This window comes from Acinetobacter sp. XH1741 (genome assembly GCF_041021895.1).
In the GTDB taxonomy this organism is placed as follows: Bacteria; Pseudomonadota; Gammaproteobacteria; order Pseudomonadales; family Moraxellaceae; genus Acinetobacter.
Genome location: NZ_CP157428.1, coordinates 3,033,486 through 3,058,799, shown reverse-complemented (window position 1 = coordinate 3,058,799; position 25,314 = coordinate 3,033,486). Strand labels below are relative to the sequence as shown.

Sequence of the window (25,314 nt, the reverse complement as noted above, 5' to 3'; positions counted from 1 at the left end):
TATCATCCAAAGGAAATCAAAATGAAGAATTTTTCAAACGATTTATTCATTAAGCTATGTGTAAAATATACTGGTAAAAGCAAGCAAGATCTTGCTAAAAAGTGGGGGCTCTACTACTTCCTGACCCGATCAAAAACAAAAGCCTATTGGTATACAATTTTCTCCTAATGTCGTGACCTCATGCAAGAAACTGCGACATGCACATAAGACGGAGTTGTGCCCGTCACCTAATTTTTATGCCCCACTCGCTGGGGCTTTTTTTATGCGAGTAAGAAAATGACATATCAAACTGTAAATCTTGGCACAGCACCAACAGGCGCAGGCGGTGATACATTCCGCTCTACTGGCGCAAAAATGAATGAAAACTTTACCAACCCGTCCCATGCAGCGAGTCGTTACGTTGGTGGTAATGCTGGTAATTTAATGGAGGTAGGGTTCTGTGGGCTGGGTGTAAATCAAGCTGGTACACCCGCCATTGAGAGCCAGAAGACATTAAATAATGGATTTTATGGTGCAAATGCTTTAGAAGGTTTTCCGTATGGTTACGGTGAAATGCTTGTCTTAAATCAAACCGGGTGGGTTCACAGACTTTTCTTTCCAGCGCTTGGGAATGCGGTCCCTCATATCTCTTCATCTATCAATGGCGATCCATGGTCTACCCATGGGGCCTTTGTCGTTTTAAATAAAAATGCAACGATCGATGGCAATGGATTTATTAAAGCAGCGTCTCCAGTAATTAAGCTTTTTGCAGATAAAATTGAACCTAACGATGAAGCTGCTGAACAACCCCTCTCTTTTGAGAAATTAGGCATTGGTCATTACCTTGTTAAAGGATCATCCGGTTTTGCTAAAGATGGATGGTGGATTGAAATTCCAACTGACACCCATGGTAATAAGATTTGTGCGGTTGAATATAAAACCTTAGAAAACGGTGATCTTGAAATTAAAACATTCAAGAAAAAAATGAATGATGAAGGCGATATTGTTGCAAATCTTGATGCACAAATTGAGATACCAAAAAATGCGAATGGCGAGCCGCGTTGGATCGATATTCGTTTAAACAGCATTAAGAAGACAATTGTAAGAAAAGTTCCGAGAACAGAAAAACAACCACGTATGGTCCAGCAAATCAAGTATTCAATGCAACCAACTTTCATGACCCGTTTAACTGAACTCATTGATGATGAAGGTAGAGTTGTAATGGTGGACGGAAAACCATTCCAGAAAAAAGAAACTTATCTTGTTACTGATTCTGCTGGAATGGCAACACTAACAAAGCAACCGATCATTAATGAAAATGGTGAACCAGTTTTTGAGTGGGTTCAAGCTGTTGACGGTGAAGGCAAACCCGTATTTGACGATGTGCTGGTTCTTGATAAAGACGGAAATCAGATTTATGACGAGGTAACACATGAGTCTGAATAGTGATTTTCAGAAGCTATATGTTGATGGATTAATCCATTTGTATGAACTAGATGCCAGCTCACTTGGAGCTGGCATTTTACGTTTCCACGGGCATATAGCTTTTCAAGACTGGGAGAAGATCTACTCTTCAATAGGATCTGATGGCTTGATTGGTGCCGACACAGGCAGCATTGGAAAGATATTCGATACTGGTGATCAAAAAGTATGGAACCGAAATATTGTCTGGCAGGGTCAAGTTTTTGAGCCAATGGCTTTGGAGGTTTCGGGGCTTGAAATGCGATCAGATGGTAAAGCCTCAGCACCAACTTTGAACATGGCGAACAATATTAACGGCATCCAGAATGCAGTATCTGCTTACTGTTTGCAGTTTAAAGACTTTGCTGGCGCAAAACTTAAAGTCATTACCACACTTGCTAAATACATTGATGCTGAAAACTTCACTTCAGGTAACCCAACGGCATCGAATGAATCAAAAGAGCAAATTTGGTACATCGAGCAAAAGACATCTGAAAACGCCCAACAGGTAACTTTTGAGCTCTCTAATCCAATCGATTTTGAAGGTTTGAAAATCCCAGTTCGACAAATTACTTCACTTTGTCATTGGTGCATGGTTGGCAAGTATCGCGGTGAGGAATGTGGTTACACAGGTATTGCAATGTTCACCGATAAAGATGAGCCAACAGATAATCCGGCACTTGATCGTTGTGGTGGACGTTTGCGTTCTTGCCGCTTGCGATTTGGTGAAAATAAACCATTGCCTTTCGGCGGGTTCCCTGCTTCAAGCTTATTGTGAGGTCTTATGAAACTGACAGCAAAAATTAAAAAAGCGATCATGGCCCATGCTGAAAAATGTTATCCGGAAGAATGTTGTGGGTTAATTGTCGGTGGTAAATATTTACCATGCACTAATATTGCCCCAACAATTTATGATCAAAATGGCATCATTAAACAGGATAAAACAACTAATTTTGAAATCGACCCTGAAGATCTCGTGTCTGCAGAAAATCAGGGTGAAATTCAAGCTTATGTTCATTCGCATCCAGATGGCACGACCCGAGCTACTGATTTAGATCGTATCCAAATTGAACTCCATAAAAAGCCATGGGTAATTTGTTCATATCCCGATCTGGATTTTCAAGTTTATGAACCTTGTGGTTATCGCGCCCCTTTGGTCGGAAGAAACTATATTCATCATTTTCAGGATTGTTATGCATTGGTTCGTGATTTTTATGACCGCGAACTTGGTATTAAATTGCCAGACTTTGAACGAAAAGATGTTTGGTGGGAGGACAAAGATCATCCGTCAATATTGATTGATAACTATCCGAAAGCCGGTTTCTATGAAGTGGACACTCCGCAATATGGAGATATGTTGATTTGTCGAGTACCACGAACAGAACACCCAAATCATTGCATCATTTGGCTGGGAGATAATGCAAATTTAAAGTCAGAAGAAACTGAACCTTGTATTGGCAATACCTTAATTTTGCATCAACTTCACGACCGTAAATCTATTCGTGAAATCTTCGGACAGCAATGGTCAACAAGAACGGTAAAAATCTTGAGGCATAGAGATGTTAAAAACAATTAAGTTGTACGGCATCTTGGGGCAAAAATTTGGTCGTGAATTTAAGCTCGATGTCGCAAATACCCGCGAAGCTATGCGCGCATTATCCGTCCAGATCGCTGGCTTTGAACAATTTATGTTGCATGCTCATGAGCAAGGCCTACGTTTTGCTGTGTTTTTAAAGGGTAAGAATTTGAGTAAAAAGCGAGGAAAGAAACGGCCTGCAATTTATGACCATGAAACTAAGCGGCTCATTACCGGCGATAACATTGGTGAAGAACAGCTTGATATGTCTACTGAAGCTGACACTATACACATTGTTCCACGAGTTGTGGGGGCTGGTGGTAATGGAGGTCTACAGACTATTCTCGGTGCGGTCATGGTTGTAGTCGGGGTAATTGTGGGGGTCGTAGCAGGCTGGACGGGAGCAGGCGCTGTCGCTGCACAAGGCTTGATTGGAGCAGGTGTTGGGATGATGGTCGGGGGTATTGCCCAAATGCTAATGCCAAAAATTGATAATACTCAAGACCAAAACCAAGACGGTAACCGTGCCAATAAAGGCTTTGGCGGAGCGGTTACCACAGTTGCTCAGGGCAACCCAGTACCCATTTTATATGGACAACGTGAAATCGGTGGTTTCATTGTCAGCGCAGGTCAATATCCTGAAGATCAGATGTAAATTTTAATTATTGAACAGGCGCTTTTTGGCGCCTTTTTTATTGCGTGAGATTTCTAATGAATGCAGTAGTGGGCGCAAAAAAAGGAAACAACCAACCAAGACAGCCAGTTATTTCACAAGATTCAGCTCAATCTAAGACATTTATTAAAGTTCTTTATGGATTAGCTGAAGGTGAAATTGAAGGGTTGGCAAATGGGTTTCAATCAGTGTTTTTAGAAGAAACCCCACTGCAAAACGCAGATGGAGGTTTTAATTTTGAAAATGTAAAAGTTGATTTTAGGAAAGGCACCAATGATCAGGAATACATTGAGGGCTTTCCGGCAGTCGAAAGTGAAACTGCCATCAATGTTGAATTAAAGTCGGAAACACCATGGGTTCGTGCATTTAGTAATCTAGACCTTGATGCTGTACGTTTACGCTTAAAATGGGGGCCATTACGAAGTCAAAACGCCACAAATGGTGATGTGTCCGGTATAACAATCGAATACGCCATAGATGTTCAAACAGATGGGGGTATCTGGACTGAAGTACTAAAAACAAAGATTTCAGATAAAACTTCTGCTAATTATGAGCGTGCTCATCGTATTGATTTACCTCGAGCTGACTCAGGTTGGCTTATTCGCATACGTCGTCTTTCTCCGAATTCTTCATCTGAGTATATTAGTGACAAGATGTATATTGAAGCAGTGACTGAAGTCATTGATGCAAAATTACGTTACCCAAATACAGCATTATTGGGCCTTCAATACGATGCTGAGACTTTCGGAAACGTTGCTAAAGTTGCTGCAGATACAAAGGGAAGAATTCTAAAGGTTCCTACTAACTACAATCCAGCAACACGACAATATGTTGGGATGTGGGACGGTACTTTCAAAGAGGCATATTCTAATAACCCGGCATGGATCTATTACGATATATGCACCGTAGACCGTTATGCTTTGGGCGACCGATTAACCCCGCTAATGGTTGATAAGTGGTCCTTATATCGTTTAGCCCAATACTGTGATCAGATGGTACCGGATGGGTTGGGCGGTCTAGAACCACGTTTTACATGTAATGTTTATCTTCAGGGCGCAGAAGGTGCCTTTGAGATTTTAACTAAGTTAGCTGGTGTATTCCGTGCCATCACATTTTGGGATGGTAATAGCATTATTTGTGATGCGGATATTCCCCAAGATACATATTTCACTTATACACGTGCCAATGTCATTGGTGGCAATTTTGAGTATGCAGGTACTCGTGCACGTGATCGGCACAATGTTGTAAAAGTTGCGTGGGATAACCCGGCTAATCACTATAAAACTGAATATGAGTTTGTTCGTGATGAAAAGGCGATTGCTGAAGCAGGCCAAGTTCGAATTTTAGAAATTGATGCTTGGGGATGCACTTCGCGTGGACAATCGCAGCGAGCTGGCTGGTGGGCTTTAAAGTCTGAGCAGTTAGAAACTCGAACCGTCAGTTTCAAAGTTGGTCTGGATGGTCATATTCCGCAGCCGGGAAGAGTTATTGATATTGCGGACCCTCTATTTGCAGGACGAGCTAATGGTGGTCGTGTTTCTAAAATCTCAGCTGATCGTAAAAGTATAACGCTAGATCGTGATGATGTTGTGGCAGTTGCTGGTGACCGACTTATTATTAATGGCGAGGATGGCAAAGCTCAAACACGAATTGTTCAATCAATCACAGGTCGTGTTGTTACTGTTACTCATGAGTTTGATGCTATTGCTACACAAAACGTGTGGGTAATGGATGCTCAAGACTTGGCAACAATGAAGTTTCGGGTGATCTCTATTACTCAAGACGAAAGTCATCAATTTTCAGTCACAGCACTTCAATATAACCCAGCCAAGTTTGATGCAATTGACAAGGGTGCTTATTTTGATGAGGTTCCGATTTCGATTGTGAACCCAACAATTCAGGATCCTGTAACTGATGTCGTTGTTACTAGTGAAAACCGAGTTGATCAGGGCATCAATGTAGCAACAATGATTGTGACTTGGGCGCAGGCTAAAGGGGCCGTTAAGTATCTAGTTGAATGGCGCAAAGATGACGGGAGTTGGATTAAATTACCAATCACTGGCAATAACTCAGTCGAAGTACCTGGTATTTATGCGGGTCAATATCAAGCACGTGTAACGGCAATTTCAGCTTTTGAGATAGCTTCTTTACCAGTTTATTCGGTATTGACTGAACTCTCAGGTAAGCAAGGCTTGCCGCCTAAACTGGCTTTTATCCAAGCGACAGGGATTTTGTTCGGTATAAAACTCAACTGGGGCTTCCCAGCCACAGGTGCGCTTGATACTGCTTATACTGAAATTCGTGTATCGCCCGATGGTACCAGCAATATTGCTCAATTGGGCTTATTTGCTTATCCAACTACTACACATACGATTCAAGGTTTGCAGCCAAACCTAACTCAATTTTATCAAGCTCGTTTGATCGACCGTATCGGAAATGTGGGACCATGGTCGGACTGGACTCATGCGACAACTTCTGCCGATGCAACAGATGTTCTTGAGCTCTTGAATGATCAAATCAGTGAAACCCAACTTAGTCAGGATTTAAAAACTAAGATTGATCAAATTGAGGCTATTGATGTTCAGATTCCGGGCATCATTCAAGATATTCGAATTACGAAAGATCAGATTGCCCAAGAGGTTAGTGATCGGAAAAACTCAGTTCAACAGGCAGTAGATCAAGCAAATAGTAATCTTGCATTAGAGCGTGAAGCTCGAATTAGTGATGTTGATTCAGCAAAACGTTTAATTGATCAAGAAGTGCAAAACCGTATTAATGCCGATTTTTCAGAGCAACAAGCGCGTGAAGCTGCAATTCTTAATGAAGCTAGATCACGCGATACAGCTATTACTACTGAAAAAGAAGAAAGAATTAGTGGTGATGATCATCTTTCTCAAAGAATTGATACTGTCAGCGCAAGTTCTTCGGATAATGCAGCTGCAATTCAGCAGGAAGCCGAAGCTCGTGCCGATGCTGATAGTGCATTATCACTGAGAATTGACACTGTAGTTGCACAAACTGGTAACAACAAAGCAGCAATTCAACAGGAAGCTCAAGCTCGTGCTGAAGCAGATGCTGCAAGTGCAACGTTGATTGAGTCTGTTCGAGCTGAGTCGGTTAATAATGACGTGCAAACTCGTGCATTAGTTACAGATGAAAGTAATGCACGAATAGATGCAGATAAGGCTTTAGCAGAACGAGTAACGGGCGTTGAAGTCGTTACAAAGCCATCATTAATAGGTTCTGAGTCCGATTTAATAGGTAATGATGCTGGCTATGCTGGTGTCTGGTCAATTCTATCTGCTGTACAAGAAGGAGATTTATTACAGGCAAAACGTACAGATCAAGTAGTTGTTTCTGTAAATGAAAATGCAGCAAGCATAAATTCAGAGCAAATTGCCCGAATTGAAGGTGACAAAGTTGTTGCTAAAGCATTGACTGATTATAGAGCTAGTAATGACAGTGCTCTCGCAAATGTACGACAAAGTGCTGAATCTGCTGTGTCTAAATCTGAAAGTAATGCTCAGGCTTTAACTGTATTAGATAGCAGAGTAAATACTGCTAATACAAATGCAAATGAGGCTAAGCAGAATGCTGCATCTGCAATAAGCAAAGCTGATACTGCTGCAACACAAGCAGGCTCAGCAGCATCACTTGCGCAGCAAGCACATGCAGAGGCTTCAACGGCAAATACTACTGCAAATAATGCAGCAGATAATGCAAATGAAGCGAAATCAACCTCAGCAACTGCTTTATCAACTGCAAACGTTGCGGCATCTCAATCTGCTGCAAATGCGCAACAGATTCAGTCAATTCAACTTGATTTGTCTGGCAAAGCAAGTACCGGTGCGCTTGATCAAGTTAAGTCTGATGTTAAAGATGTTGATAACAAGATCATTGCTCAAACGACCAGAATTGACGGAGTTTATGCTCAGTTAAACCCACCGTTGATTGGCTCGGAATCTGACTTAATCGGCAATGATGGCGGCTATGCTGGTGTCTGGTCTGAGCAGTCAGCACGTATCGAAGGTGATCTTGCAGTAAGTAAGCGTGTTGATTCGACTACTGCTGAGTTAAATGGGTTACAGGCTTACGCTCAACAAGAGGTGCAGGCGCGTATTGAAGGCGATAAAGTAACAGTTCAAAAGATTGATACTTATATTGCAAGCAACGATAGTGCTCTTGCGAATGTACGACAAAGTGCTGAATCTGCTGTGTCTAAATCTGAAAGTAATGCTCAGGCTTTAACTGTATTAGATAGCAGGGTAAATACTGCTGATACAAATGCAAATGAAGCTAAACAGAATGCTGCATCTGCAATAAGCAAAGCTGATACTGCTGCAACACAAGCAGGCTCAGCAGCTTCTATGGCGCAGCAAGCACATGCAGAGGCATCGACAGCGACTACTACTGCAAATAATGCAGCAGATAATGCAAATGAAGCGAAATCAACCTCAGCAACTGCTTTATCAACTGCAAACGTTGCGGCTTCTCGCTCTGCTGCAAATGCTGAACAAATACAATCAATTCAACTTGATTTGTCTGGCAAAGCAAGTACAGGTGCGCTTGATCAAGTTAAGTCTGATGTTAAAGACGTTGACAACAAGATCATTGCCCAAACAACCAGAATCGATGGGGTTTATGCTCAGCTAAACCCGCCGTTGATTGGCTCGGAATCTGATTTAATCGGCAGTGATGGAGGTTATGCTGGTGTATGGTCTGAGCAGTCAGCACGTATTGAAGGTGATTTGGCGCAAGCTAAACTTACTGATCAAGTATCTGCACAGATGAACGCAAATAATGCTTTGTTTCAGCAACAAATCAATGCAAATGCTAGTGCTATTTCTTCAACGATAAAAGTAACGGAAACGTTGCAAACAAAAGTCGGTGAGAATAGTGCGTCTATTCAAAATGTCAGTGAAAGTGTTGATGGCATCTATGCTCAGCAGTTTACTAAGTTCGATGTAAATGGCCATGTTTCTGGTCATGGATCAATGAATGATGGTACGACTTCAACTTTCATATTCAATTATGATGCAATTCAGTTTGGTACGCCTGTCGGTGTTGATGATGTAGAACCTAAACCATTAATGACACTGCAAAATACTCCAGTTACTTTGCCAAACGGTACTGTTATTCCGCGTGGATTGTATGTCGACAATGGTAGTTTTGGATATATCAATGCGAATAGGATCTGGGCTGAAAACTTAAGCGTTATTAGTGCAGACTTGGGGACAATTAAAGTCAAAACTGCGAATATTGAAGATGGCGCAATTGATACTTTAAAAATTAAAGATGAAGCTGTAACAGTTCCAATAGGTGTAAAAGCAATTGATGTAAAGACTATCACTACTTTTGCAGGTGGAGTTACAAGTGGACAGCCTAATAATGATTTTAACAACCACCTATCAGCGTGGGAAAATCATATAGGTACACTTTTACAAGTAACGTTAAATAGAAGTGGTGGAAAAGTTAGAATTGATGCTTCAGTAAATATTTGCACACCTACTTTTGGCGCTTTTAGTGTAAGTGACGGACGAGGTAATCCAATTGCAGCAAATGACAGGGCCATGGCTTCTTTTTATATTTCTATATATCGGAATGGAAATTTAATTGGACGGGGTTCATTAGGTGCAAATCTTGAAACTGGTACTATTAATGTCAATTTCAACGGGACTGCGGTTATCGTTTCAGCTATTGATGATAACAGTACTATTGGCAATGTTACCTACACACTTAAAGCAGGATTTGCTCGACAGGAGGGCGTTAATATTCCATTAAATGTGGAATCAAGAAGCAACTTTATGATTACTTCGAGAACGTTAAGTGTTATTGAAATGAAAAAGTAACAGCACCCAACCGGGTGCTTTTTTATTGCCTAAACGAAAGGGGGAAGGCATGACTGAAAATGAATCATACGGGTTGAGATTTGAAAAGAAAATTGACTCAATTCAGAGTGATATTCGCATGTTGTCAGATCATGTTACTCGACTGACTTTTATTAATGAAGCACACAAAGAGACTAGCGAACAGAACAAAAAGGATATCGATACATTGGATATCAAAGTCGCCAATTTAGAAAACCGCACAGCAGCGCAAGATGGTGGAATTTCTGTATTGTGTGTACTGCTTGGCATCTTTGCAGGAATCGTATTTTCGCTGTGCGCTTGGGTTGGATCTTCAATTATTCAATTAAGCCAAGATCAATCTTTAATTAAAGAGAAGGTTTCACGGTTAGAGGAAGCAGGACGATGAATAGTGAAAACACAAGAGCTTATCTAGCTTTCGCATTAGTGGGACTGATGTTTGTTTTAGTGATTGCTTTATTTTTTGTGGATATGCCGCGAGAAAACAGCAATCTGATCAATACGGCATTGGGTTTCATTGCAGGGGCTATGACAACTGCATGTGGCTTTTATTTTGGTAGCTCTGAGTTAGAGAAAAAGAAAGGTGAATCAAATGACAACTAAACCATTCTTCGACGCTGCCCGAGTGATCGCAGGCGGCAAGCTTACACAGGCACAAGTAGACGATTTAAATAAAGTAGTCGATAAACTTGCACCAGGTGGAAAAACTACAAGTGATGTTGGCGTTGACCTAATTTCTAGTTTTGAAGGCACACGATTCACAGCCTATGACGATGGTGTGGGCATCTGGACCATTGGTACTGGCACAACAGTTTATCCTAATGGCGTGAAGGTAAAAAAAGGGGATACTTGTACACCTGAGCAAGCTAAAGCCTACTTCAAACACGACTTAGCCAAATTTGAAAAGACTGTAAATGAATCGGTTACTGTGCCTTTAACTCAAAACCAATTTGATGCTTTGGTATCGCTGACTTACAACATTGGCTCAGGTGCATTTAATAATTCAACCTTATTAAAAAAACTGAATAAAGGTGACTATCAAGGCGCTGCTGATCAATTCCTTGTGTGGAACAAAGCAGGTGGCAAGGTTATGAAGGGCCTAGTTCGTCGCCGAGAAGCAGAACGAGCACTCTTTTTAAAGAAGTAACTTATATGTGTAAACGCACTAAAGTTGCATCAATCATCACACTGCTGTGCCTCCTATTCTCAGGTTGCACAGCTCACACAATTAATAGTAATGTGAATGTCTCGATTTGTGTAAGGGCTTTGTGATGTCGCAAGTCATGATCATGGTTTCGGAAGCGGGCAGGATGGAAAATACTTGCAATCTACCCGCTGATTTAGATAAGAACGGGAATGTTCTTAAAATCTATGACTACTCATTAAAAGAGTTGACCATTAATTTAGATGGCACTGTGACTTACAATGGCAAAAGATGGACCTTTGATAAGAAGCAAAATTAGGTCAAAAACCTGTGGATAAAAAGCGCATTACGCCAAATCTACGCCAAAATATAGTTAAGTAGTTGATTTAATATAATGAATTGGTGCGCTCGGCGGGGATCGAACCCACGACCCCAGGCTTCGGAAACCTGTACTCTATCCAACTGAGCTACGAGCGCACATGTGTGGGGCACATCATAGGAAAAAAACACTGATAGGTAAAGCACGAAATACGTGGCAAGAGGCTTTTATGCTTAATTAAACAGCAACTTGATCTATTTCAGATCCTTTGTTGAATGAGCTGAATTGAATAATTAATAGAATGAAGCGTATGTGCTAGCTCATGAGGTGGAATACGTGACTCCTGTAAACTGGTAATCCATTGCATTTGGCACATTTTAAGCTCCTGAATAGTTTTGATCTGCTCTATTTTTTGAATCAGTGGTTTACCCATAAGTCCGCAGTACATATTCAAGCTTTTTTTCATTAATTGTTGTATTTCTTCGAAACTAAGTTGTTCAATTGGAAGTGAGAGCGGCAGCTGGGATTCAATATTTGAAGGATGTGAAGATAATTGCTGAGGAACCTGAATTTCTCCGACAAGATCATGACCTTTATTGTCATCTATTGTATTTTTTTGAGGTACATCTATTTCTTTAGCCGTTGAAGAGGATTTTGAAGTAGCTATTTGTTCAGTTACGTCTGAATCGTTTTCGTGAGTACGAGCAATAAGTTTTAAGTCAATAAGTTGCTGAATCAACTCTGGTGGGGCAATACGCTTTTTGAATTCGGTATCGAGATTTACAAAATCTTCATGATCGATGAGTAAAAGTAAGCGTCTTTGTTTTGCATTTAGAGCAATATTCCGTTGTTGAAGTGCAACTCTTCCCAAATTGGTTCTATAAAAACCAGACATTGTATTTCCCCAATATAAAAATGAAACAGCCTGTTTGATTTTTCTCTATCAAACAGTACTGTTCTTAATAAAATATAAATGGGGTTTAAGATAAAACCTAAAAATGACAATATGATGAAGAATTTATGAATATCATCTATTTAAGTATTTAAAATGCGTTTTCTAAAGCCTTACGTAAATAGACATCTAACTCGTCTTGGCGAAGAAGCCATTGAATATAATCTTTAGGCAATTCGGCAATTGCCGTACCTGTATGCTTACCAAAATTAATCGTATGCGGAATACGAGCTTCTTCAGAAACTTGATAAAGCTCTTCAATATCTTGAATATTTAAATGATAGATAATATGCATCAAAATATTGGCAGTTAAAATAATATCAGCATCGGCACGGTGAGCACCTTTAAGCATTTCTCGAGCTTTACCACTGCCTTGAGAAATCATATAGATGAGTGCCGAAATATTATGTGCTTCAGCATCTGGCCAAGCTTTACGAGCTAAAGCTAAAGTACAAATCGGTTTAATATGAGATACATCGACACCACAACGCGCAATTGCGGCAATATCATAATCAATGTTATGACCAATAATATAAGTTGTGCTCTCAGGTAATTGAAACGTTTTATAGTGGGGTTGGTTTTCTAAATCAGACTCTAATATGTGATGTACTGCCATAGCCGCATAAGAGATCGGTGCGCGAACCTGATAGAGCTGATCAAACAACTTGCTTTTATCTAATGTGAGTTTACCTGCATTCAGTTCAATTGGAGCATATGCAATTTCAATAGGTAAACCATTTAGTGTATGAGTTTCTGTATCTAAAATAATGGCTTGCATATCTGACCCTTTGAACAATCCCAAGTAATGATGAATGTTAACAGTTGACTAACTACTTTAAAACATGGAGTAGGGTTAGATGTGAATAAGAAATTCAATTTATGTTGAAAATTAGCAGATTTGGGTGTTAATTTTGATGAAATATCACTTGCGAAAAATTAAGTTTAGGCGTAATTGTTTGTAAGACATTTAAAATGTTCATTAAAAACTAAAGCACAACAAAAATTGAATTTAAGGGATATATCAATGAAAATGAAACTGTTCATGACCAGTGTTCTTAGCACAAGTTTATTGTTGACGGCATGTGGAGGAGGAAGTAGTGATGATAGCCCAGCAACTACTGATCCATCTGGTACTCCAGCCAATAATATTCAAAACCCTGTCGTTAAAGTAGATGCTTATACAAGCACTAACTTAGGGTCGGTTGCTGCTGAAAGTAGTATTCTGACTTATAAAATGTTAGGGCAAAGTGGACAAGAGGTACAGGCAACCAGTTTAGTATTTACACCAACGACACCACCGCCAGCAGGTGGTTGGCCAATTGTCGTTTGGGCACATGGAACAACAGGGGTTGCAGATGCATGTGCACCAAGTAAATCTGCTTTAGAAGACAGTACCAAAGATTTAATTAGTAAATTACTTGCAGCAGGTTATGTCGTCGTTGCACCTGATTATGAAGGTTTAGGAACACCGGGCATACATCCATTTTTAAATGTTAAAAGTGAAGCTTATTCAATTACAGATGCGGTGGTTGCAACCCGCAATTATTTATCTCAACGTAATTTATTAACTTCGAACAAATGGGTCACTGTAGGACATTCGCAGGGTGGGCATGCTGCTTTGGGCGCTGCTCAATATGCAAGTCGTGCACAGCTAAACTATAAAGGTACAGTAGCAGTAGCACCTGCTTCTAATCTAGGCTTCATTTTACTTGCAGGTGAACAGGCTGTTGCTAATGCAACCTTGGATCAAAAAATTCCAATGTATGCACAGCTTGATACTTATACGGCTCTAGTTACAGCTGGCATTCGAAATACACAGCCAAATTTTGATTACTCACAGGTATTTACTTCACAAACAGCAAGTACCGCACAGCAGGCAGAAACAATTTGTGCTGGGCCATTAGCACAAACTTTTGTGGGGAATATGCAAACCTACGCAGCAACACATGGCGGAACGCTTGATGGTTATACTCGTACACAAACCAACTTTATGGGTGTACCCATTGTAAAAACGTTCTTAGATAAAGATTCTCAACCGCTACAGGTAAAAGTATCTACACCGATTATCATTTATCAGGGGCAAGCAGATACTACAGTTCCTAAAGTAGCGACTGATATTTTGATATCTAATGCCACTGTCGTGGGCACAAAAATTAATAGCTATGTAACGGGTAACTGGGACCATGAAACGGCGATGAGCAGTAATGTAGATAACATTGTTGGGAATGTACAAAACTTATTGTCAGCTCAATAAGAGTATTTGATATTTAAAGTTTTTTTGTTGCTATAAAAAGCTAAATTTAACTTTAGAAAAGTATTAAATAAAAGTTTTTAAAGTGTTTATAAATTATTTTAGATTTGATGGCTCATTTTTTATAAAAATTGAGCCATTTTTATTTAAAACTGAGCTAACTTGATTCTGTTTAATTATAAAGTTCATGCTACAATATGCCGCAATCTTAGCACGGCTTAAAAGCCCTAATTTATAGGACCCCCGCTAATGTTTGCCAATATTTCCATTTCTGAATTTGATCCAGAATTAGCTCAAGCAATTGCTTCTGAAGGTGAGCGTCAAGAAGCACATATCGAGTTAATTGCATCTGAAAACTATTGCTCTCCTGCGGTGATGGAAGCGCAAGGATCAAAACTTACGAATAAATATGCAGAAGGTTATCCAGGCAAACGCTATTATGGCGGTTGCGAGTATGTAGACGTTATTGAGCAAATGGCGATTGACCGTGCTAAAGAACTTTTTGGTGCCGATTATGCAAACGTTCAACCACATGCTGGCTCACAAGCTAACTCTGCTGTTTATTTAGCACTTCTTAACCCAGGCGATACAGTTTTGGGTATGAGCTTGGCTCACGGTGGTCACTTGACTCACGGTGCGAAAGTAAGCTTCTCTGGTAAAACTTATAACGCTGTTCAGTACGGTTTAAACTCTGAAACTGGCGAGATCGATTACGAAGAAGTTGAACGTTTAGCATTAGAGCACAAGCCACGTATGATCGTTGCTGGTTTCTCTGCTTATAGCCGTGTTGTAGATTGGCAACGTTTCCGTGACATCGCGGACAAAGTTGGCGCTTATCTTTTTGTTGATATGGCTCACGTTGCAGGTCTTGTTGCTGCTGGTGTATATCCAAACCCAGTGCAAATTGCTGACGTAACTACAACTACGACTCACAAAACACTTCGTGGTCCACGTTCTGGTTTAATCCTTGCGAAAGCGAATGAAGAAATCGAGAAAAAACTTCAATCAGCTGTATTCCCTGGTAACCAAGGTGGTCCATTAATGCATGCGATTGCTGCTAAAGCAATCTGCTTCAAAGAAGCAATGTCTGATGACTTTAAAGCTTACCAACAACAAGTTGTGAAAAATGCTCAAGCTATGGCTGAAGTATTAATCGCTCGTGGTTATGACGTTGTTTCTGGCGGTACAGACAACCACTTATTCTTGTTATCTTTAATCAAGCAAGACGTAACTGGTAAAGATGCAGATGCTTGGTTAGGTGCTGCTCACATTACTGTGAACAAAAACTCAGTTCCAAATGACCCACGTTCTCCATTCGTGACTTCTGGTATCCGTATCGGTACTCCAGCAGTAACAACTCGTGGTTTTGGTGAAGCTGAAGTTCGTGAACTTGCTGGTTGGATCGCTGACGTGATTGACAGCAAAGGTGACGAAAAAGTTATTGCTGATGTAAAAGCGAAAGTTGAAGCTGTTTGTGCAAAATTCCCTGTATATGCAAAATAATTTGTGTGTATAAAAAAAGCGCCGTAAGGCGCTTTTTTTATTAATTCTTCCAACCCCCACCTAAAGCACGGATTAAATTGACGCTTGCAATGATTTGGCTGCCTTTCAGCTGTGCGGAAAGTTGCTCTTGTTGCAATATAGTCCGATCTGAGTCGATCACATCAAGATAGCTAATCGCACCTTCTCGATAACGTAAGTGTGACAGTTGATTTGCATGACGAGAAGATGAGAGTGCTTGGTTTTGAGCCTGAATTTGTTGATCAAGTATTCTTTGATCAGATAAACCATTTTCAACTTCCCGAAATGCGTTTAGGACAGTTTGTCTATAGTTGGCAACGCTTTCTTCATAGGCTGCTCTTGCTTGAGCAACGCCTGCTTTACGTTGTCCGCCATCAAATAATGGCAAAGATAAAATAGTACCTGCGACTGGACCAAGTAAAAATGTTCGGCTCGACCATTTACCTAACTCGCTTAAACTCGACGATTCATAACCGAGTGCACCTGTCAGGTCTAGTTTTGGAAAGAAAGCAGCGCGTGCAATTCCAATACGCGCATTATCTGCTGCCATTGCACGTTCGGCAGCAGCAATATCAGGACGTCTTTCAAGTAAAGTCGAAGGTAAACCCGCTGGAAGACGAATACTGTTTGTTGCTAAAGGTTGAACAGTTAGATCGAAATCAGCCGGTGTTTTTCCTAGCAATACAGCAAGCGCATGTTCGGTATTTGCTCTATTACGAGCAATATTTAATGCATTGGTTTGTGCTGTAGCAAGTTCAGTCTGTGCGCGAGAAACATCTAATTCACTGACTAAACCATTACGAAATCGAGTTTGAACAAGATCTCGGGTTTCGCCCAGTAACTTAATAGTGCGATTATAAATTGCTTGTTCAGCATCAAGCTGGCGAATGAGAAAATAGCCTTGGGCAACATCGGCTTGTAAGGCTAAAAGTGCCGACTGATATAGAGCTTCTTGTTGCTGTACATCAGCTGTTGCTGCATTAACACTACTGGTAATACGACCAAATAAATCCAGCTCATATGAGACATTCGCTTGAGCACGCCATAAGGTTTGTGCGGATGTATGGGCATTGTCATCTAACCCCAATGAAGCAGGAGAGGGTTTTTGACGAGTCGGCCCAAAGCCAGCACTAATGCTAGGCAAGCGTTCGGCTTGTGCTGCTGAACGTATTGCACGTGAGGCCTGAATATTGGCTGCCACAGCTTTAAGATTTTGGTTGCCGGCAATTGCTTGTTGTTCTAGCTCATTTAATTGAGCATCATTAAAAACACGCCACCATTCACCTCGAACCTGCTGATCGGCAGGTTGGGCAATTTTCCAATTGTTATCCTCAAGTTTAGGGTTTGACTCTTTAAATTTGACTGGAACGATCACTTTTGCAGGTTGATATTCCGGAGCTAAAGAGCAGCCTGCAAGCAGCAGGCTTCCCATGAGTGAGGACAGTAATAAGCTTTGTCTTGCTGTAGCCATTAAATGTCCTCCTTAGTGATCATGTGGGGTAGATAAAGGCGCTTCATGAACTGCCGCTGAATGCAATTTATGTTTGCTGTTCAATGTGCGAATCAGGACATAAAAGGCAGGGGTGAGGAATAAACCAAAGAATGTTACCCCGATCATGCCGAAGAATACGGCAACACCCATAGCATGACGCATTTCAGAACCTGCACCCGTTGAAGTAACCAATGGAACTACACCCATAATAAATGCAATAGACGTCATTAAAATTGGGCGCAAACGTAGACGACTTGCTTCAACAGCTGCTTTAAAGGCAGTTGCACCTTGCATTTCGAGTTCCCTTGCAAATTCAACAATCAAAATGGCGTTTTTACAGGCCAGCCCAACTAGAACCATCAGACCAATTTGGGTAAAGATGTTGTTATCTCCACTGGTGAGCCAAACCCCTGTCAGAGCAGCCAAGATTCCCATTGGTACAATTAAAATGACAGCTAACGGCAAAGTTAGACTTTCATATTGAGCGGCTAAGACTAGGAACACGAGCAATACGCTAATTGGGAATACCCAAAGTCCTGCATTACCAGCCAAGATTTTTTGATAAGTTAAATCTGTCCACTCAAACTTGATACCACGCGGTAGAGTTTGTGCAGCAATACGTTCAACCGCAGCTTCAGCTTGGCTAGATGAATAGCCCGGTGCAGGGCCGCCGTTAATATCCGCTGAGGTATAGCCGTTATAACGCACTACCATTTCTGGACCATAAGTTTGAGTCACATTGACCAGTGAAGATAACGGCACCATTTGTCCGGCACTGTTACGGGTTTTAAGCTGCAAAATATCTTCTGGATTAGCACGGAAAGGTGCATCGGCTTGCGCTCGAACCTGATAAACACGACCAAAGCGGTTAAAGTCATTAACATACTGAGAACCTAAATAAATCTGCATCGTGTTGAAAACATCTGTCACAGCAACACCTTGCTGTTTGGCTTTTACACGGTCCAGATCTACATTTAGCTGAGGTACATTAATTTGATAGCTTGAGAACATTGGACCAAGTTCAGGAGCTGATTTTGCTGCTTTCATAAAGTTTTGTGCAGCATCGTTCAGCGCTGAATAGCCTAAGGCACCTCGGTCTTCAAGTTGGAGTTTAAAGCCGCCCATGGTACCTAAGCCCATCACTGGTGGTGGTGGGAAAACCGCAATATAGGCATCTTGAATGGCTGAATATTTCTGGTTTAAAGCTCCTGCAATTGCATTTGCAGATAGGTCTTTTGCCTTACGTTCATCAAATGGTTTTAAGGTCACAAAGACAATACCAGCGCTTGAGCTATTGGTGAAACCGTTAATTGATAGACCAGGGAAGGCAACCGCACTTTCTACACCAGGTTGTTTAAGTGCTGTATCACTCATTTTACGAATGACAGCTTCAGTACGATCTAATGACGCACCGTTTGGTAGTTGAGCAAAGCTAATCAAATATTGTTTGTCTTGTGCGGGAACGAAACCACCCGGAACAATATAAGAAATACCTACTGTTAAACCTAAAAGTGCAGCATAGACACCCATTGCCGATGCTTTATGAGAGATGACACGACTTACGCCTTTACCATAGTTGTCTGACGCGCGTGTAAATACGCGGTTAAACAGTGCAAAGAAACGTCCGAATACCCGGTTCATAATGCGTGTTAATGCATCAGGCTTAGCATCATGTCCTTTTAGTAACATGGCAGCTAAGGCCGGAGATAGCGTAAGGGAGTTAAATGCCGAAATAACCGTTGAAATGGCAATGGTCATGGCAAATTGTTTATAAAATTGGCCGGTTAAGCCTGTCATAAAGGCAAGAGGTACGAATACGGCAACGAGCGTTAAAGCAATGGCAATAATCGGTCCACTTACTTCTCGCATGGCACGATAAGTTGCTTCCCTTGGGTTTAGGCCGGCTTCAATATTCCTCTCGACATTTTCGACGACGACAATCGCGTCATCCACCACAATTCCGATGGCAAGTACCATCCCGAACAGTGATAGTGCATTGATGGAGTAACCAAAAGCAAGCATGAGTGCAAATGTACCAATAATTGAAACCGGTACAGCAAGCAATGGAATGATTGAGGCACGCCATGTTTGTAAGAATAAAATAACAACCACAACAACCAGTGCAATTGCTTCAAGTAAGGTATGAACTACTGCCTTAATACTGGCACGTACGAACTGAGTCGGGTCGTATACAATGTCGTATTTAATTGAAGATGGGAAATCTTTTGAAAGCTCCTTCATTGTGCTACGCACTTGATCAGAAACTTGCAAAGCATTAGCACCCGGTGCTTGGAAAATTGGAATCGCGACTGCTTGTTTATTATCGAGTAATGAACGCAAGCCGTATTGTGAAGCTGCAAGTTCAACACGAGCAACATCACCCAATCGGGTGACCGCACCGTCGGGAGCCGTTTTTAAAATAATATCGGCAAACTCTTGCTCAGTGGTTAAACGACCTTGAGCATTTACTGAAAGCTGTAAAGGTGAATTACTTGGTGATGCACCGATTGTACCCGCTGCTACCTGAATGTTTTGTTCACGGATGGCAGTCACAATTTCAGTTGCTGTGAGGTTTCGCTGTGCCACTTTTTGTGGGTCGAGCCATACACGCATCGCGTAGTCACCGGAACCAAATAAACCGACTTCACCGACACCTTGTAAACGCGCTAAACGGTCTTTTACGTTCAGTACCGCATAGTTACGTAAATAGGTCATGTCATAGCGATTATCTGGTGAGGTCAAATGTACAACCATGGTTAAGGTAGGTGAGCTTTTTAAAGTAGTAACACCTAAACGCTGCACATCTTCTGGTAAGCGAGGTAGGGCTTGAGATACACGGTTTTGAACCAATTGCTGAGCTTTATCTGGGTCTATACCGAGCTTAAAGTTCACCGTAATGGTTAAGTTGCCGTCGCTGTTTGCTTGAGATTGCATATACAGCATGTCTTCTACGCCGTTAATTGACTCTTCAAGTGGAGAGGCAACAGTTTCGGCAATCACTTTCGGGTTTGCACCCGGATATTGAGCACGTACCACCACAGATGGCGGAACAACTTCTGGATATTCAGAAATCGGTAATTTAAATACCGACAGTAGACCGGCAAGTAAAATCAGTACTGATAACACACCAGCAAAGATCGGCCGATCAATAAAAAATTTAGAAATATTCATATCGGATTAACCTTTTGCCGGAGTTGATGTTTTATCTGTTGGCTGAGGTTGAGGAGTAGTGCTGCTCGCAGTGATTTGCGCATTTGGCATAGGAACAAGATGCGGAGTCACAGGGTCACCCGGACGAATTCGTTGTAAACCATTTACCACAATGCGGTCACCCGCTTGTAATCCGCTATTCACGATTTGCAGTCCATCTTGTTGTGTACCCAGTTTTACTTCACGGTAAGCAGTCTGATTTTTAGCATCGACGACTACAACAAAACGTTTATCTTGATCGACCCCAACAGCGGTTGGACTAATCAAAATAGCTGAGCGCGGTTGACCGCCACCTAAACGGATTCGCGCATATAAACCCGGTAATAAAACTCCGTTTGGATTGCTAAAAGTCGCACGAACACGGATCGTACCGGAAGTGGTATTCAGGTTATTGTCGATTGAGTTGATCGTTCCTTCACGAGAAAAACCAGTTTCATTAGCAAGCCCCATATAGACAGGAACTTGTGCTGAATTACGTTGATTACTGATGTATTTCAGATAAGTTTGTTCATCAACATCGAAAGATGCATAAAGGCGAGATACGGACACTAAGCTTGTTAAAACCTGTGCTCCATTACCTGCAGAAACGACATTACCAACAGTTACTTCGGCACGTGAAATACGACCGCTGACTGGTGCAGTAATACGAGTGTACTCAAGATTTAAACGTGCAGATTGAACGGCGGCTCTAGCGGCTTGCAGGTTGGCATTTGCCGAACGAGCATCATTTTCAGCTAAATCTAGCTCTTGGCGGGATACAGCATTACTTTGAATTAAACGTTGAATACGAGAAAGGTTAGAACCCGTATAAGTCACTTGTGCTTCAGCCGAAGCGAGTTGAGCTTGGGCACGATTCAGTTCTGCTTCAAATGGGCGAGGGTCAATTGTAAAAAGTAAGTCGCCCTTTTTAACAAGACTGCCATCTTTGAAGTGTACAGAAATGAGTTTTCCTGAAACTTGGGGGCGAATATCGACTTGATCAATCGCTTCTAAGCGACCGGAATATTCTTGCCAATCGGTAATGGTTTTGCTGATGACATTAGAAATATCAACAGTTGTAGCTTGTTGGGCACTGGTCGGTGCAGCTTTTGCATCGGCATTTTCATGTAAAAACATAAAACTGCCCCCTGTAGCCAAAATGGCGACAAAGATGGCAGACAGTGCGAACTGTTTGCGAGAAAATGACATGAGGTGCTCCTAGTTATTTGGATACCTGTTTTCAGACTTTTAGTTTTGGTCCGTATGGGAGAAACAGGGTTTATGGGATGGACGGAGCATAAAAGTTTGTCAATCACGAATAAATATATTAAATTCGATAACACTATTCGTATTTTTATAACAATTGATGTGTTTGAATAATTGAATGCATTGATAGGAGTGTGCGTGTGGATCTATTTCATGCGATGAAAGTATTTAACAAAGTTGTCGAAACAAATAGTTTCAGTTTAGCGGCTGACAGTTTAGGCCTACCGCGTGCTTCTGTGACGACTACCATTCAGGGTTTAGAGAAACATTTACAAGTTCGGTTATTGAACCGAACCACACGTAAACTGAGTTTGACACCAGATGGTGCAGTTTATTATGAACGTTCTGCGCGAATTTTAGCCGATGTCGAAGACGTAGAATCGAATTTTCATGATTCTGAACGTGGGCCACGAGGCCGACTACGCATTGATGTTAAAGCTTCAATCGGGCGGTTAATCCTGATTCCGATGCTTTGTGATTTTCATGCCAAGTATCCTGATATTGATTTGGTGATTGGTATGAGTGATCGCCCGGTCGATTTAGTTCAAGATGCAGTGGACTGTGTCATTCGTATTGGTCAATTGAAAGATTCAAGTTTAGTTGCACGTCGTATCGGGACAATTCAGTGTGTGACGGTTGCTGCACCACGTTATTTGATGGAACATGGTGAGCCGAAAACCATTGAAGACTTACAAAAACATCAGGTCGTGCATTATTTTAATAGCCGTACCGGACGCAATATCGACTGGGATTTCATGGTGAACGGTGAAATTCATAGTGTCGGTGTGAAAGGACGTGTTTCTGTCAATGATGGCGACTCATATATTGATTTGGCAGTACAAGGCTTTGGCCTCATTCAATGTCCATATTACATGGTAGCAAAACACTTAGAGTCTGGTGCACTTAGGGAAGTGTTGACTGAATGGTTACCTGCACCTATGCCAATATCAGTCGTTTATCTACAAAACCGTCATTTATCGCCTAAAGTCCGTGTATTTGTAGACTGGGTGGCCGAATTATTTGCAGGTTGTCCATTGTTGAGTGGTTGCTCTATGTCACTAGATCAAAAATGTGAGTTTGCCAGTGCCAAAGAATATAACCATGAATACACCATTCGGACATTGGTTGAAAATGAAAATATGGCAGAAGCTTATACACTCAAAAATTAACTTAAAATTTGAGTGATTTTTCAACATTTAAACCGTTAATACAATCCATTGTTTAGTCACATTCATAAATCCTTAAATTACTGGTATAGAAATTGCAATTATTTCAGCAGAAGAGTAATTTAGAAATTGCTCAAGTTTTTATCACCTTATTTGGATTTTAAGGAGAAGCTTCAAGATGGCAAGCTTTATGAAAAAAATGTTCGTTTCAACAACCTTAGTTTTGGCTGCTGTTGCAACGAATGTTCAGGCAAAGGATTGGAAGGTGATTCGTTTTGGTACTGAGTCGTCTTATGCGCCGTTTGAATATAAAACACCAGATGGCAAGTTAACTGGTTTTGATGTTGATTTGGGGAATGCCATTTGTGCAAAACTCAAAGCAAAATGTGTTTGGGTTGAAAACTCTTTTGACGGAATGATTCCGGCACTTAAAGCGAAAAAATTTGACGGTATTCTTTCATCAATGACCGTCACTGATGAACGTGCGAAACAGATTTTATTTAGTAGCAAAATCTACAATACGCCAACGCGTATGGTCGCAAAAAAAGGCTCACCTTTATTGCCAACACCTACTTCATTAAAAGGTAAGCGTGTAGGTGTACAACAGGGCACAATTCAAGAAACTTACGCTAAAACCTATTGGGCTCCAAAAGGTGTAAGTGTTGTTCCTTATCCAACTCAAGACTTGATTTACCAAGACATGATATCTGGTCGTTTGGATGCAACTTTACAAGATGCAATCATGGTTGATGGCGCTTTCTTAAAACAACCAAAAGGCAAAAATTTCACTTTTGCCGGCGGCAATGTCGTTGATGTTAAAACATTGGGTGTAGGTGCGGCCATTGGTTTACGCAAAGAAGATGCAGACTTGAAAGCAAATATTGATAAAGCACTTGCTGCAATCATTGCTGATGGTACATACAAAAAACTCGAGAAAAAATACTTCTCTTTTAGCATTTACTAATGATGTGAAAAATGTCGGCCGAGTGCCGACATTTTTAAATCTTTTCTCATCTCATCAATATTAGATATTGTTTTTAAGGAGAAGAGGAGTCATGTCTTTTTCTGGCTACGGGCCACTCCTTCTCAGCGGAACATGGATGACCATACAGCTTGCGCTGTTATCACTCTTGCTTTCTGTCATTATTGGCTTAATTGGTGCGAGTTCAAAACTCTCTAATATTAAAGCTTTACGTTATATTGCAACTGCTTATACCACGCTTATTCGTAGTGTACCTGATTTGGTAATTATGCTGCTGTTATTTTATAGCTTGCAGTTGGGTCTAAACCAAATTACTGAAGCACTGCAAATGGAGCAAATTGATATCAACCCATTTGTGGCTGGTGTGATTACTTTAGCGTTCATTTACGGTGCATATTTTACCGAGACCTTTCGTGGTGCATTTCAATCGGTTCCAACGGGACAAATTGAAGCCGCAATGGCTTATGGTATGACACCATGGCAGGTTTTTCACCGTGTATTATTCCCTCAAATGATGCGTTTTGCGTTGCCCGGTATTGGTAATAACTGGCAAGTTTTGATTAAGGCAACTGCGCTGGTTTCCATTATTGGTCTCACTGATATTGTAAAAATTACGCAAGATGTGGGTAGAAGTACCATGCAATTGTTCTTTTTCAGCATCGTCGCTGCTGCCATTTATTTGGTAATTACTACCGTGTCAAACCTGATTTTAATGTGGCTTGAACGTCGTTATTCTGCTGGTGTGAGAGAGGGACAATTATGATTGAAATCCTTCAACAGTATTGGCAGTCATACCTTTGGACAGATGGCTTACAAATGACGGGTGTCGCGATGACTGCCTGGTTATTGGTGCTTTCTATTGGTATTGGGTTTGTGCTTGCTGTGCCTTTATCACTTGCACGAGTATCAGAAAATATCTGGTTGCGTGGACCAGTTTGGCTGTTTACCTATGTTTTTCGTGGCACACCACTGTACATCCAACTGTTAATTATTTACTCGGGCATTTATAGCTTTGACTATGTCCATGAGCATCAGGCGCTCGATGCATTCTTTCGAGAGGGCATAAATTGCACCATTTTGGCATTCGCGCTCAATACTGGTGCATATACCACTGAAATCTTCGCTGGAGCGATTCGTTCCATTCCACATGGTGAGATTGAAGCAGCTCAAGCTTTTGGAATGTCGAAATGGAAACTCTACACACGTATTATCATTCCATCGATGTTGCGCCGTGCTTTACCGTTTTACGGCAATGAAGTCATTTTAATGTTGCATGCGACAACCATTGCATTTACAGCAACAGTTCCAGACATTTTAAAAATTGCACGTGATGTAAATGCAGCAACTTATGACACTTTCAATGCTTTTGGAATTGCTGCGGTTTTATATGCAGTGTTGGCATTTATTTTGATTTGGATATTTCGTAAGTTGGAAAAACGTTGGTTGGCATTTTTAAAGCCATCGAATCATTAGGAG

The 25,314-nt window shown here is 41.1% G+C and carries 20 protein-coding genes, 1 tRNA gene and 1 pseudogene; 15 read left to right on the top strand and 7 right to left on the bottom strand.

Going from position 1 to position 25,314, the window contains the following annotated elements:
• Positions 1-276: 276 nt before the first annotated feature.
• The 9 genes from ABLB96_RS14595 to ABLB96_RS14555 all read left to right on the top strand — a co-directional run bounded on the left by ABLB96_RS14595 (position 277) and on the right by ABLB96_RS14555 (position 11,019).
• Complete coding sequence (locus ABLB96_RS14595; protein WP_348896332.1) at positions 277-1,425, top strand: hypothetical protein; 1,149 nt, start codon at positions 277-279, stop codon at positions 1,423-1,425.
• A complete protein-coding gene (locus ABLB96_RS14590) occupies positions 1,412-2,218 on the top strand; it encodes a phage minor tail protein L (RefSeq protein ID WP_151302398.1) in 807 nt (268 codons plus the stop codon). Before ABLB96_RS14595 ends, ABLB96_RS14590 begins: the two co-directional genes overlap by 14 nt.
• Before the next feature lie 6 nt (positions 2,219-2,224).
• Entirely contained in the window at positions 2,225-3,016 is a 792-nt protein-coding gene (locus ABLB96_RS14585) for a Mov34/MPN/PAD-1 family protein (RefSeq protein ID WP_348896334.1), read from the top strand.
• Positions 3,000-3,671, top strand: coding sequence for a tail assembly protein (locus tag ABLB96_RS14580; RefSeq protein ID WP_348896335.1), 672 nt, complete (start codon positions 3,000-3,002; stop codon positions 3,669-3,671). The genes ABLB96_RS14585 and ABLB96_RS14580 overlap by 17 nt, the downstream gene beginning before the upstream one ends.
• A gap of 56 nt (positions 3,672-3,727) precedes the next feature.
• On the top strand, positions 3,728-9,538 hold the full coding sequence (locus ABLB96_RS14575) for a phage tail protein (RefSeq protein ID WP_348896336.1): 5,811 nt from the start codon (positions 3,728-3,730) through the stop codon (positions 9,536-9,538).
• A gap of 49 nt (positions 9,539-9,587) precedes the next feature.
• Positions 9,588-9,944 (top strand): hypothetical protein, encoded by a 357-nt coding sequence (locus ABLB96_RS14570; RefSeq protein ID WP_348896407.1) that lies wholly within the window; start codon positions 9,588-9,590, stop codon positions 9,942-9,944.
• Complete coding sequence (locus ABLB96_RS14565) at positions 9,941-10,159, top strand: hypothetical protein (protein ID WP_001083663.1); 219 nt, start codon at positions 9,941-9,943, stop codon at positions 10,157-10,159. Before ABLB96_RS14570 ends, ABLB96_RS14565 begins: the two co-directional genes overlap by 4 nt.
• Positions 10,149-10,703, top strand: coding sequence for a lysozyme (locus ABLB96_RS14560; protein ID WP_000208715.1), 555 nt, complete (start codon positions 10,149-10,151; stop codon positions 10,701-10,703). Before ABLB96_RS14565 ends, ABLB96_RS14560 begins: the two co-directional genes overlap by 11 nt.
• Before the next feature lie 124 nt (positions 10,704-10,827).
• Positions 10,828-11,019 carry a hypothetical protein gene (locus ABLB96_RS14555; RefSeq protein WP_005119941.1) on the top strand — a complete coding sequence of 64 codons (192 nt, stop codon included), beginning with the start codon at positions 10,828-10,830 and terminating at the stop codon, positions 11,017-11,019.
• 81 nt (positions 11,020-11,100) lie between these two features.
• Here the strand turns inward: ABLB96_RS14555 and ABLB96_RS14550 are convergent.
• The 3 genes from ABLB96_RS14550 to ABLB96_RS14540 all read right to left on the bottom strand — a co-directional run bounded on the left by ABLB96_RS14550 (position 11,101) and on the right by ABLB96_RS14540 (position 12,749).
• A tRNA-Arg gene (locus tag ABLB96_RS14550) sits at positions 11,101-11,177 on the bottom strand.
• Between the two features lie 101 nt (positions 11,178-11,278).
• Complete coding sequence (locus tag ABLB96_RS14545; RefSeq protein ID WP_348896337.1) at positions 11,279-11,914, bottom strand: hypothetical protein; 636 nt, start codon at positions 11,912-11,914, stop codon at positions 11,279-11,281.
• A 148-nt stretch (positions 11,915-12,062) separates the two neighbouring features.
• Positions 12,063-12,749: a 3'-5' exonuclease gene (locus ABLB96_RS14540; protein WP_348896338.1), complete on the bottom strand. Its 687-nt coding sequence runs from the start codon at positions 12,747-12,749 to the stop codon at positions 12,063-12,065.
• Between the two features lie 246 nt (positions 12,750-12,995).
• Between ABLB96_RS14540 and ABLB96_RS14535 the strand changes: the two genes are divergently transcribed.
• The gene (locus ABLB96_RS14535; protein WP_348896339.1) at positions 12,996-14,225 is read left to right on the top strand and encodes an alpha/beta fold hydrolase; all 1,230 of its coding nucleotides are present in this window, start codon (positions 12,996-12,998) and stop codon (positions 14,223-14,225) included.
• A 108-nt stretch (positions 14,226-14,333) separates the two neighbouring features.
• Here ABLB96_RS14535 and ABLB96_RS14530 read toward each other — a convergent pair.
• A pseudogene (locus ABLB96_RS14530) lies at positions 14,334-14,411 on the bottom strand (hypothetical protein); the annotation flags it as partial.
• Between the two features lie 60 nt (positions 14,412-14,471).
• Between ABLB96_RS14530 and glyA the strand changes: the two are divergent.
• Entirely contained in the window at positions 14,472-15,725 is a 1,254-nt protein-coding gene (glyA, locus tag ABLB96_RS14525) for a serine hydroxymethyltransferase (protein WP_191028968.1), read from the top strand.
• A gap of 40 nt (positions 15,726-15,765) precedes the next feature.
• Here the strand turns inward: glyA and ABLB96_RS14520 are convergent, their stop codons facing one another.
• From ABLB96_RS14520 to adeF, 3 genes are read right to left on the bottom strand one after another with little or no spacing between them, the layout of a single operon-like run.
• Positions 15,766-17,214 carry an efflux transporter outer membrane subunit gene (locus ABLB96_RS14520; protein WP_348896340.1) on the bottom strand — a complete coding sequence of 483 codons (1,449 nt, stop codon included), beginning with the start codon at positions 17,212-17,214 and terminating at the stop codon, positions 15,766-15,768.
• 12 nt (positions 17,215-17,226) lie between these two features.
• Positions 17,227-20,406, bottom strand: a complete 3,180-nt coding sequence (gene adeG / locus ABLB96_RS14515; protein WP_348896341.1) for a multidrug efflux RND transporter permease subunit AdeG — start codon at positions 20,404-20,406, stop codon at positions 17,227-17,229.
• Between the two features lie 6 nt (positions 20,407-20,412).
• Positions 20,413-21,633 (bottom strand): multidrug efflux RND transporter periplasmic adaptor subunit AdeF, encoded by a 1,221-nt coding sequence (gene adeF / locus ABLB96_RS14510; RefSeq protein ID WP_348896342.1) that lies wholly within the window; start codon positions 21,631-21,633, stop codon positions 20,413-20,415.
• A gap of 197 nt (positions 21,634-21,830) precedes the next feature.
• Here adeF and ABLB96_RS14505 point away from each other — a divergent pair, with 197 nt between their 5' ends.
• The 4 genes from ABLB96_RS14505 (at position 21,831) to ABLB96_RS14490 (ending at position 25,311) form a co-directional block, all read left to right on the top strand.
• Positions 21,831-22,859 (top strand): LysR family transcriptional regulator, encoded by a 1,029-nt coding sequence (locus tag ABLB96_RS14505; protein ID WP_348896343.1) that lies wholly within the window; start codon positions 21,831-21,833, stop codon positions 22,857-22,859.
• Between the two features lie 175 nt (positions 22,860-23,034).
• Complete coding sequence (locus tag ABLB96_RS14500; protein WP_348896344.1) at positions 23,035-23,820, top strand: ABC transporter substrate-binding protein; 786 nt, start codon at positions 23,035-23,037, stop codon at positions 23,818-23,820.
• Between the two features lie 91 nt (positions 23,821-23,911).
• Positions 23,912-24,601, top strand: a complete 690-nt coding sequence (locus ABLB96_RS14495; protein ID WP_348896345.1) for a histidine ABC transporter permease HisQ — start codon at positions 23,912-23,914, stop codon at positions 24,599-24,601.
• A complete protein-coding gene (locus ABLB96_RS14490; protein ID WP_348896347.1) occupies positions 24,598-25,311 on the top strand; it encodes an ABC transporter permease in 714 nt (237 codons plus the stop codon). Before ABLB96_RS14495 ends, ABLB96_RS14490 begins: the two co-directional genes overlap by 4 nt.
• Positions 25,312-25,314 lie beyond the last annotated feature (3 nt).

Bases quoted from the DNA above. Each gene is read 5' to 3' on its own strand.
- ABLB96_RS14490 (WP_348896347.1), top strand. From the start codon at position 24,598: ATGATTGAAATCCTTCAACAGTATTGGCAGTCATACCTTTGGACAGAT.
- glyA (WP_191028968.1), top strand. From the start codon at position 14,472: ATGTTTGCCAATATTTCCATTTCTGAATTTGATCCAGAATTAGCTCAA.
- ABLB96_RS14585 (WP_348896334.1), top strand. From the start codon at position 2,225: ATGAAACTGACAGCAAAAATTAAAAAAGCGATCATGGCCCATGCTGAA.
- ABLB96_RS14520 (WP_348896340.1), bottom strand. From the start codon at position 17,214: ATGGCTACAGCAAGACAAAGCTTATTACTGTCCTCACTCATGGGAAGC.
- ABLB96_RS14500 (WP_348896344.1), top strand. From the start codon at position 23,035: ATGGCAAGCTTTATGAAAAAAATGTTCGTTTCAACAACCTTAGTTTTG.
- ABLB96_RS14590 (WP_151302398.1), top strand. From the start codon at position 1,412: ATGAGTCTGAATAGTGATTTTCAGAAGCTATATGTTGATGGATTAATC.
- adeF (WP_348896342.1), bottom strand. From the start codon at position 21,633: ATGTCATTTTCTCGCAAACAGTTCGCACTGTCTGCCATCTTTGTCGCC.
- ABLB96_RS14555 (WP_005119941.1), top strand. From the start codon at position 10,828: ATGTCGCAAGTCATGATCATGGTTTCGGAAGCGGGCAGGATGGAAAAT.
- ABLB96_RS14540 (WP_348896338.1), bottom strand. From the start codon at position 12,749: ATGCAAGCCATTATTTTAGATACAGAAACTCATACACTAAATGGTTTA.
- ABLB96_RS14535 (WP_348896339.1), top strand. From the start codon at position 12,996: ATGAAAATGAAACTGTTCATGACCAGTGTTCTTAGCACAAGTTTATTG.
- ABLB96_RS14565 (WP_001083663.1), top strand. From the start codon at position 9,941: ATGAATAGTGAAAACACAAGAGCTTATCTAGCTTTCGCATTAGTGGGA.
- ABLB96_RS14560 (WP_000208715.1), top strand. From the start codon at position 10,149: ATGACAACTAAACCATTCTTCGACGCTGCCCGAGTGATCGCAGGCGGC.
- ABLB96_RS14580 (WP_348896335.1), top strand. From the start codon at position 3,000: ATGTTAAAAACAATTAAGTTGTACGGCATCTTGGGGCAAAAATTTGGT.
- ABLB96_RS14595 (WP_348896332.1), top strand. From the start codon at position 277: ATGACATATCAAACTGTAAATCTTGGCACAGCACCAACAGGCGCAGGC.
- ABLB96_RS14495 (WP_348896345.1), top strand. From the start codon at position 23,912: ATGTCTTTTTCTGGCTACGGGCCACTCCTTCTCAGCGGAACATGGATG.
- ABLB96_RS14570 (WP_348896407.1), top strand. From the start codon at position 9,588: ATGACTGAAAATGAATCATACGGGTTGAGATTTGAAAAGAAAATTGAC.
- adeG (WP_348896341.1), bottom strand. From the start codon at position 20,406: ATGAATATTTCTAAATTTTTTATTGATCGGCCGATCTTTGCTGGTGTG.
- ABLB96_RS14575 (WP_348896336.1), top strand. From the start codon at position 3,728: ATGAATGCAGTAGTGGGCGCAAAAAAAGGAAACAACCAACCAAGACAG.
- ABLB96_RS14545 (WP_348896337.1), bottom strand. From the start codon at position 11,914: ATGTCTGGTTTTTATAGAACCAATTTGGGAAGAGTTGCACTTCAACAA.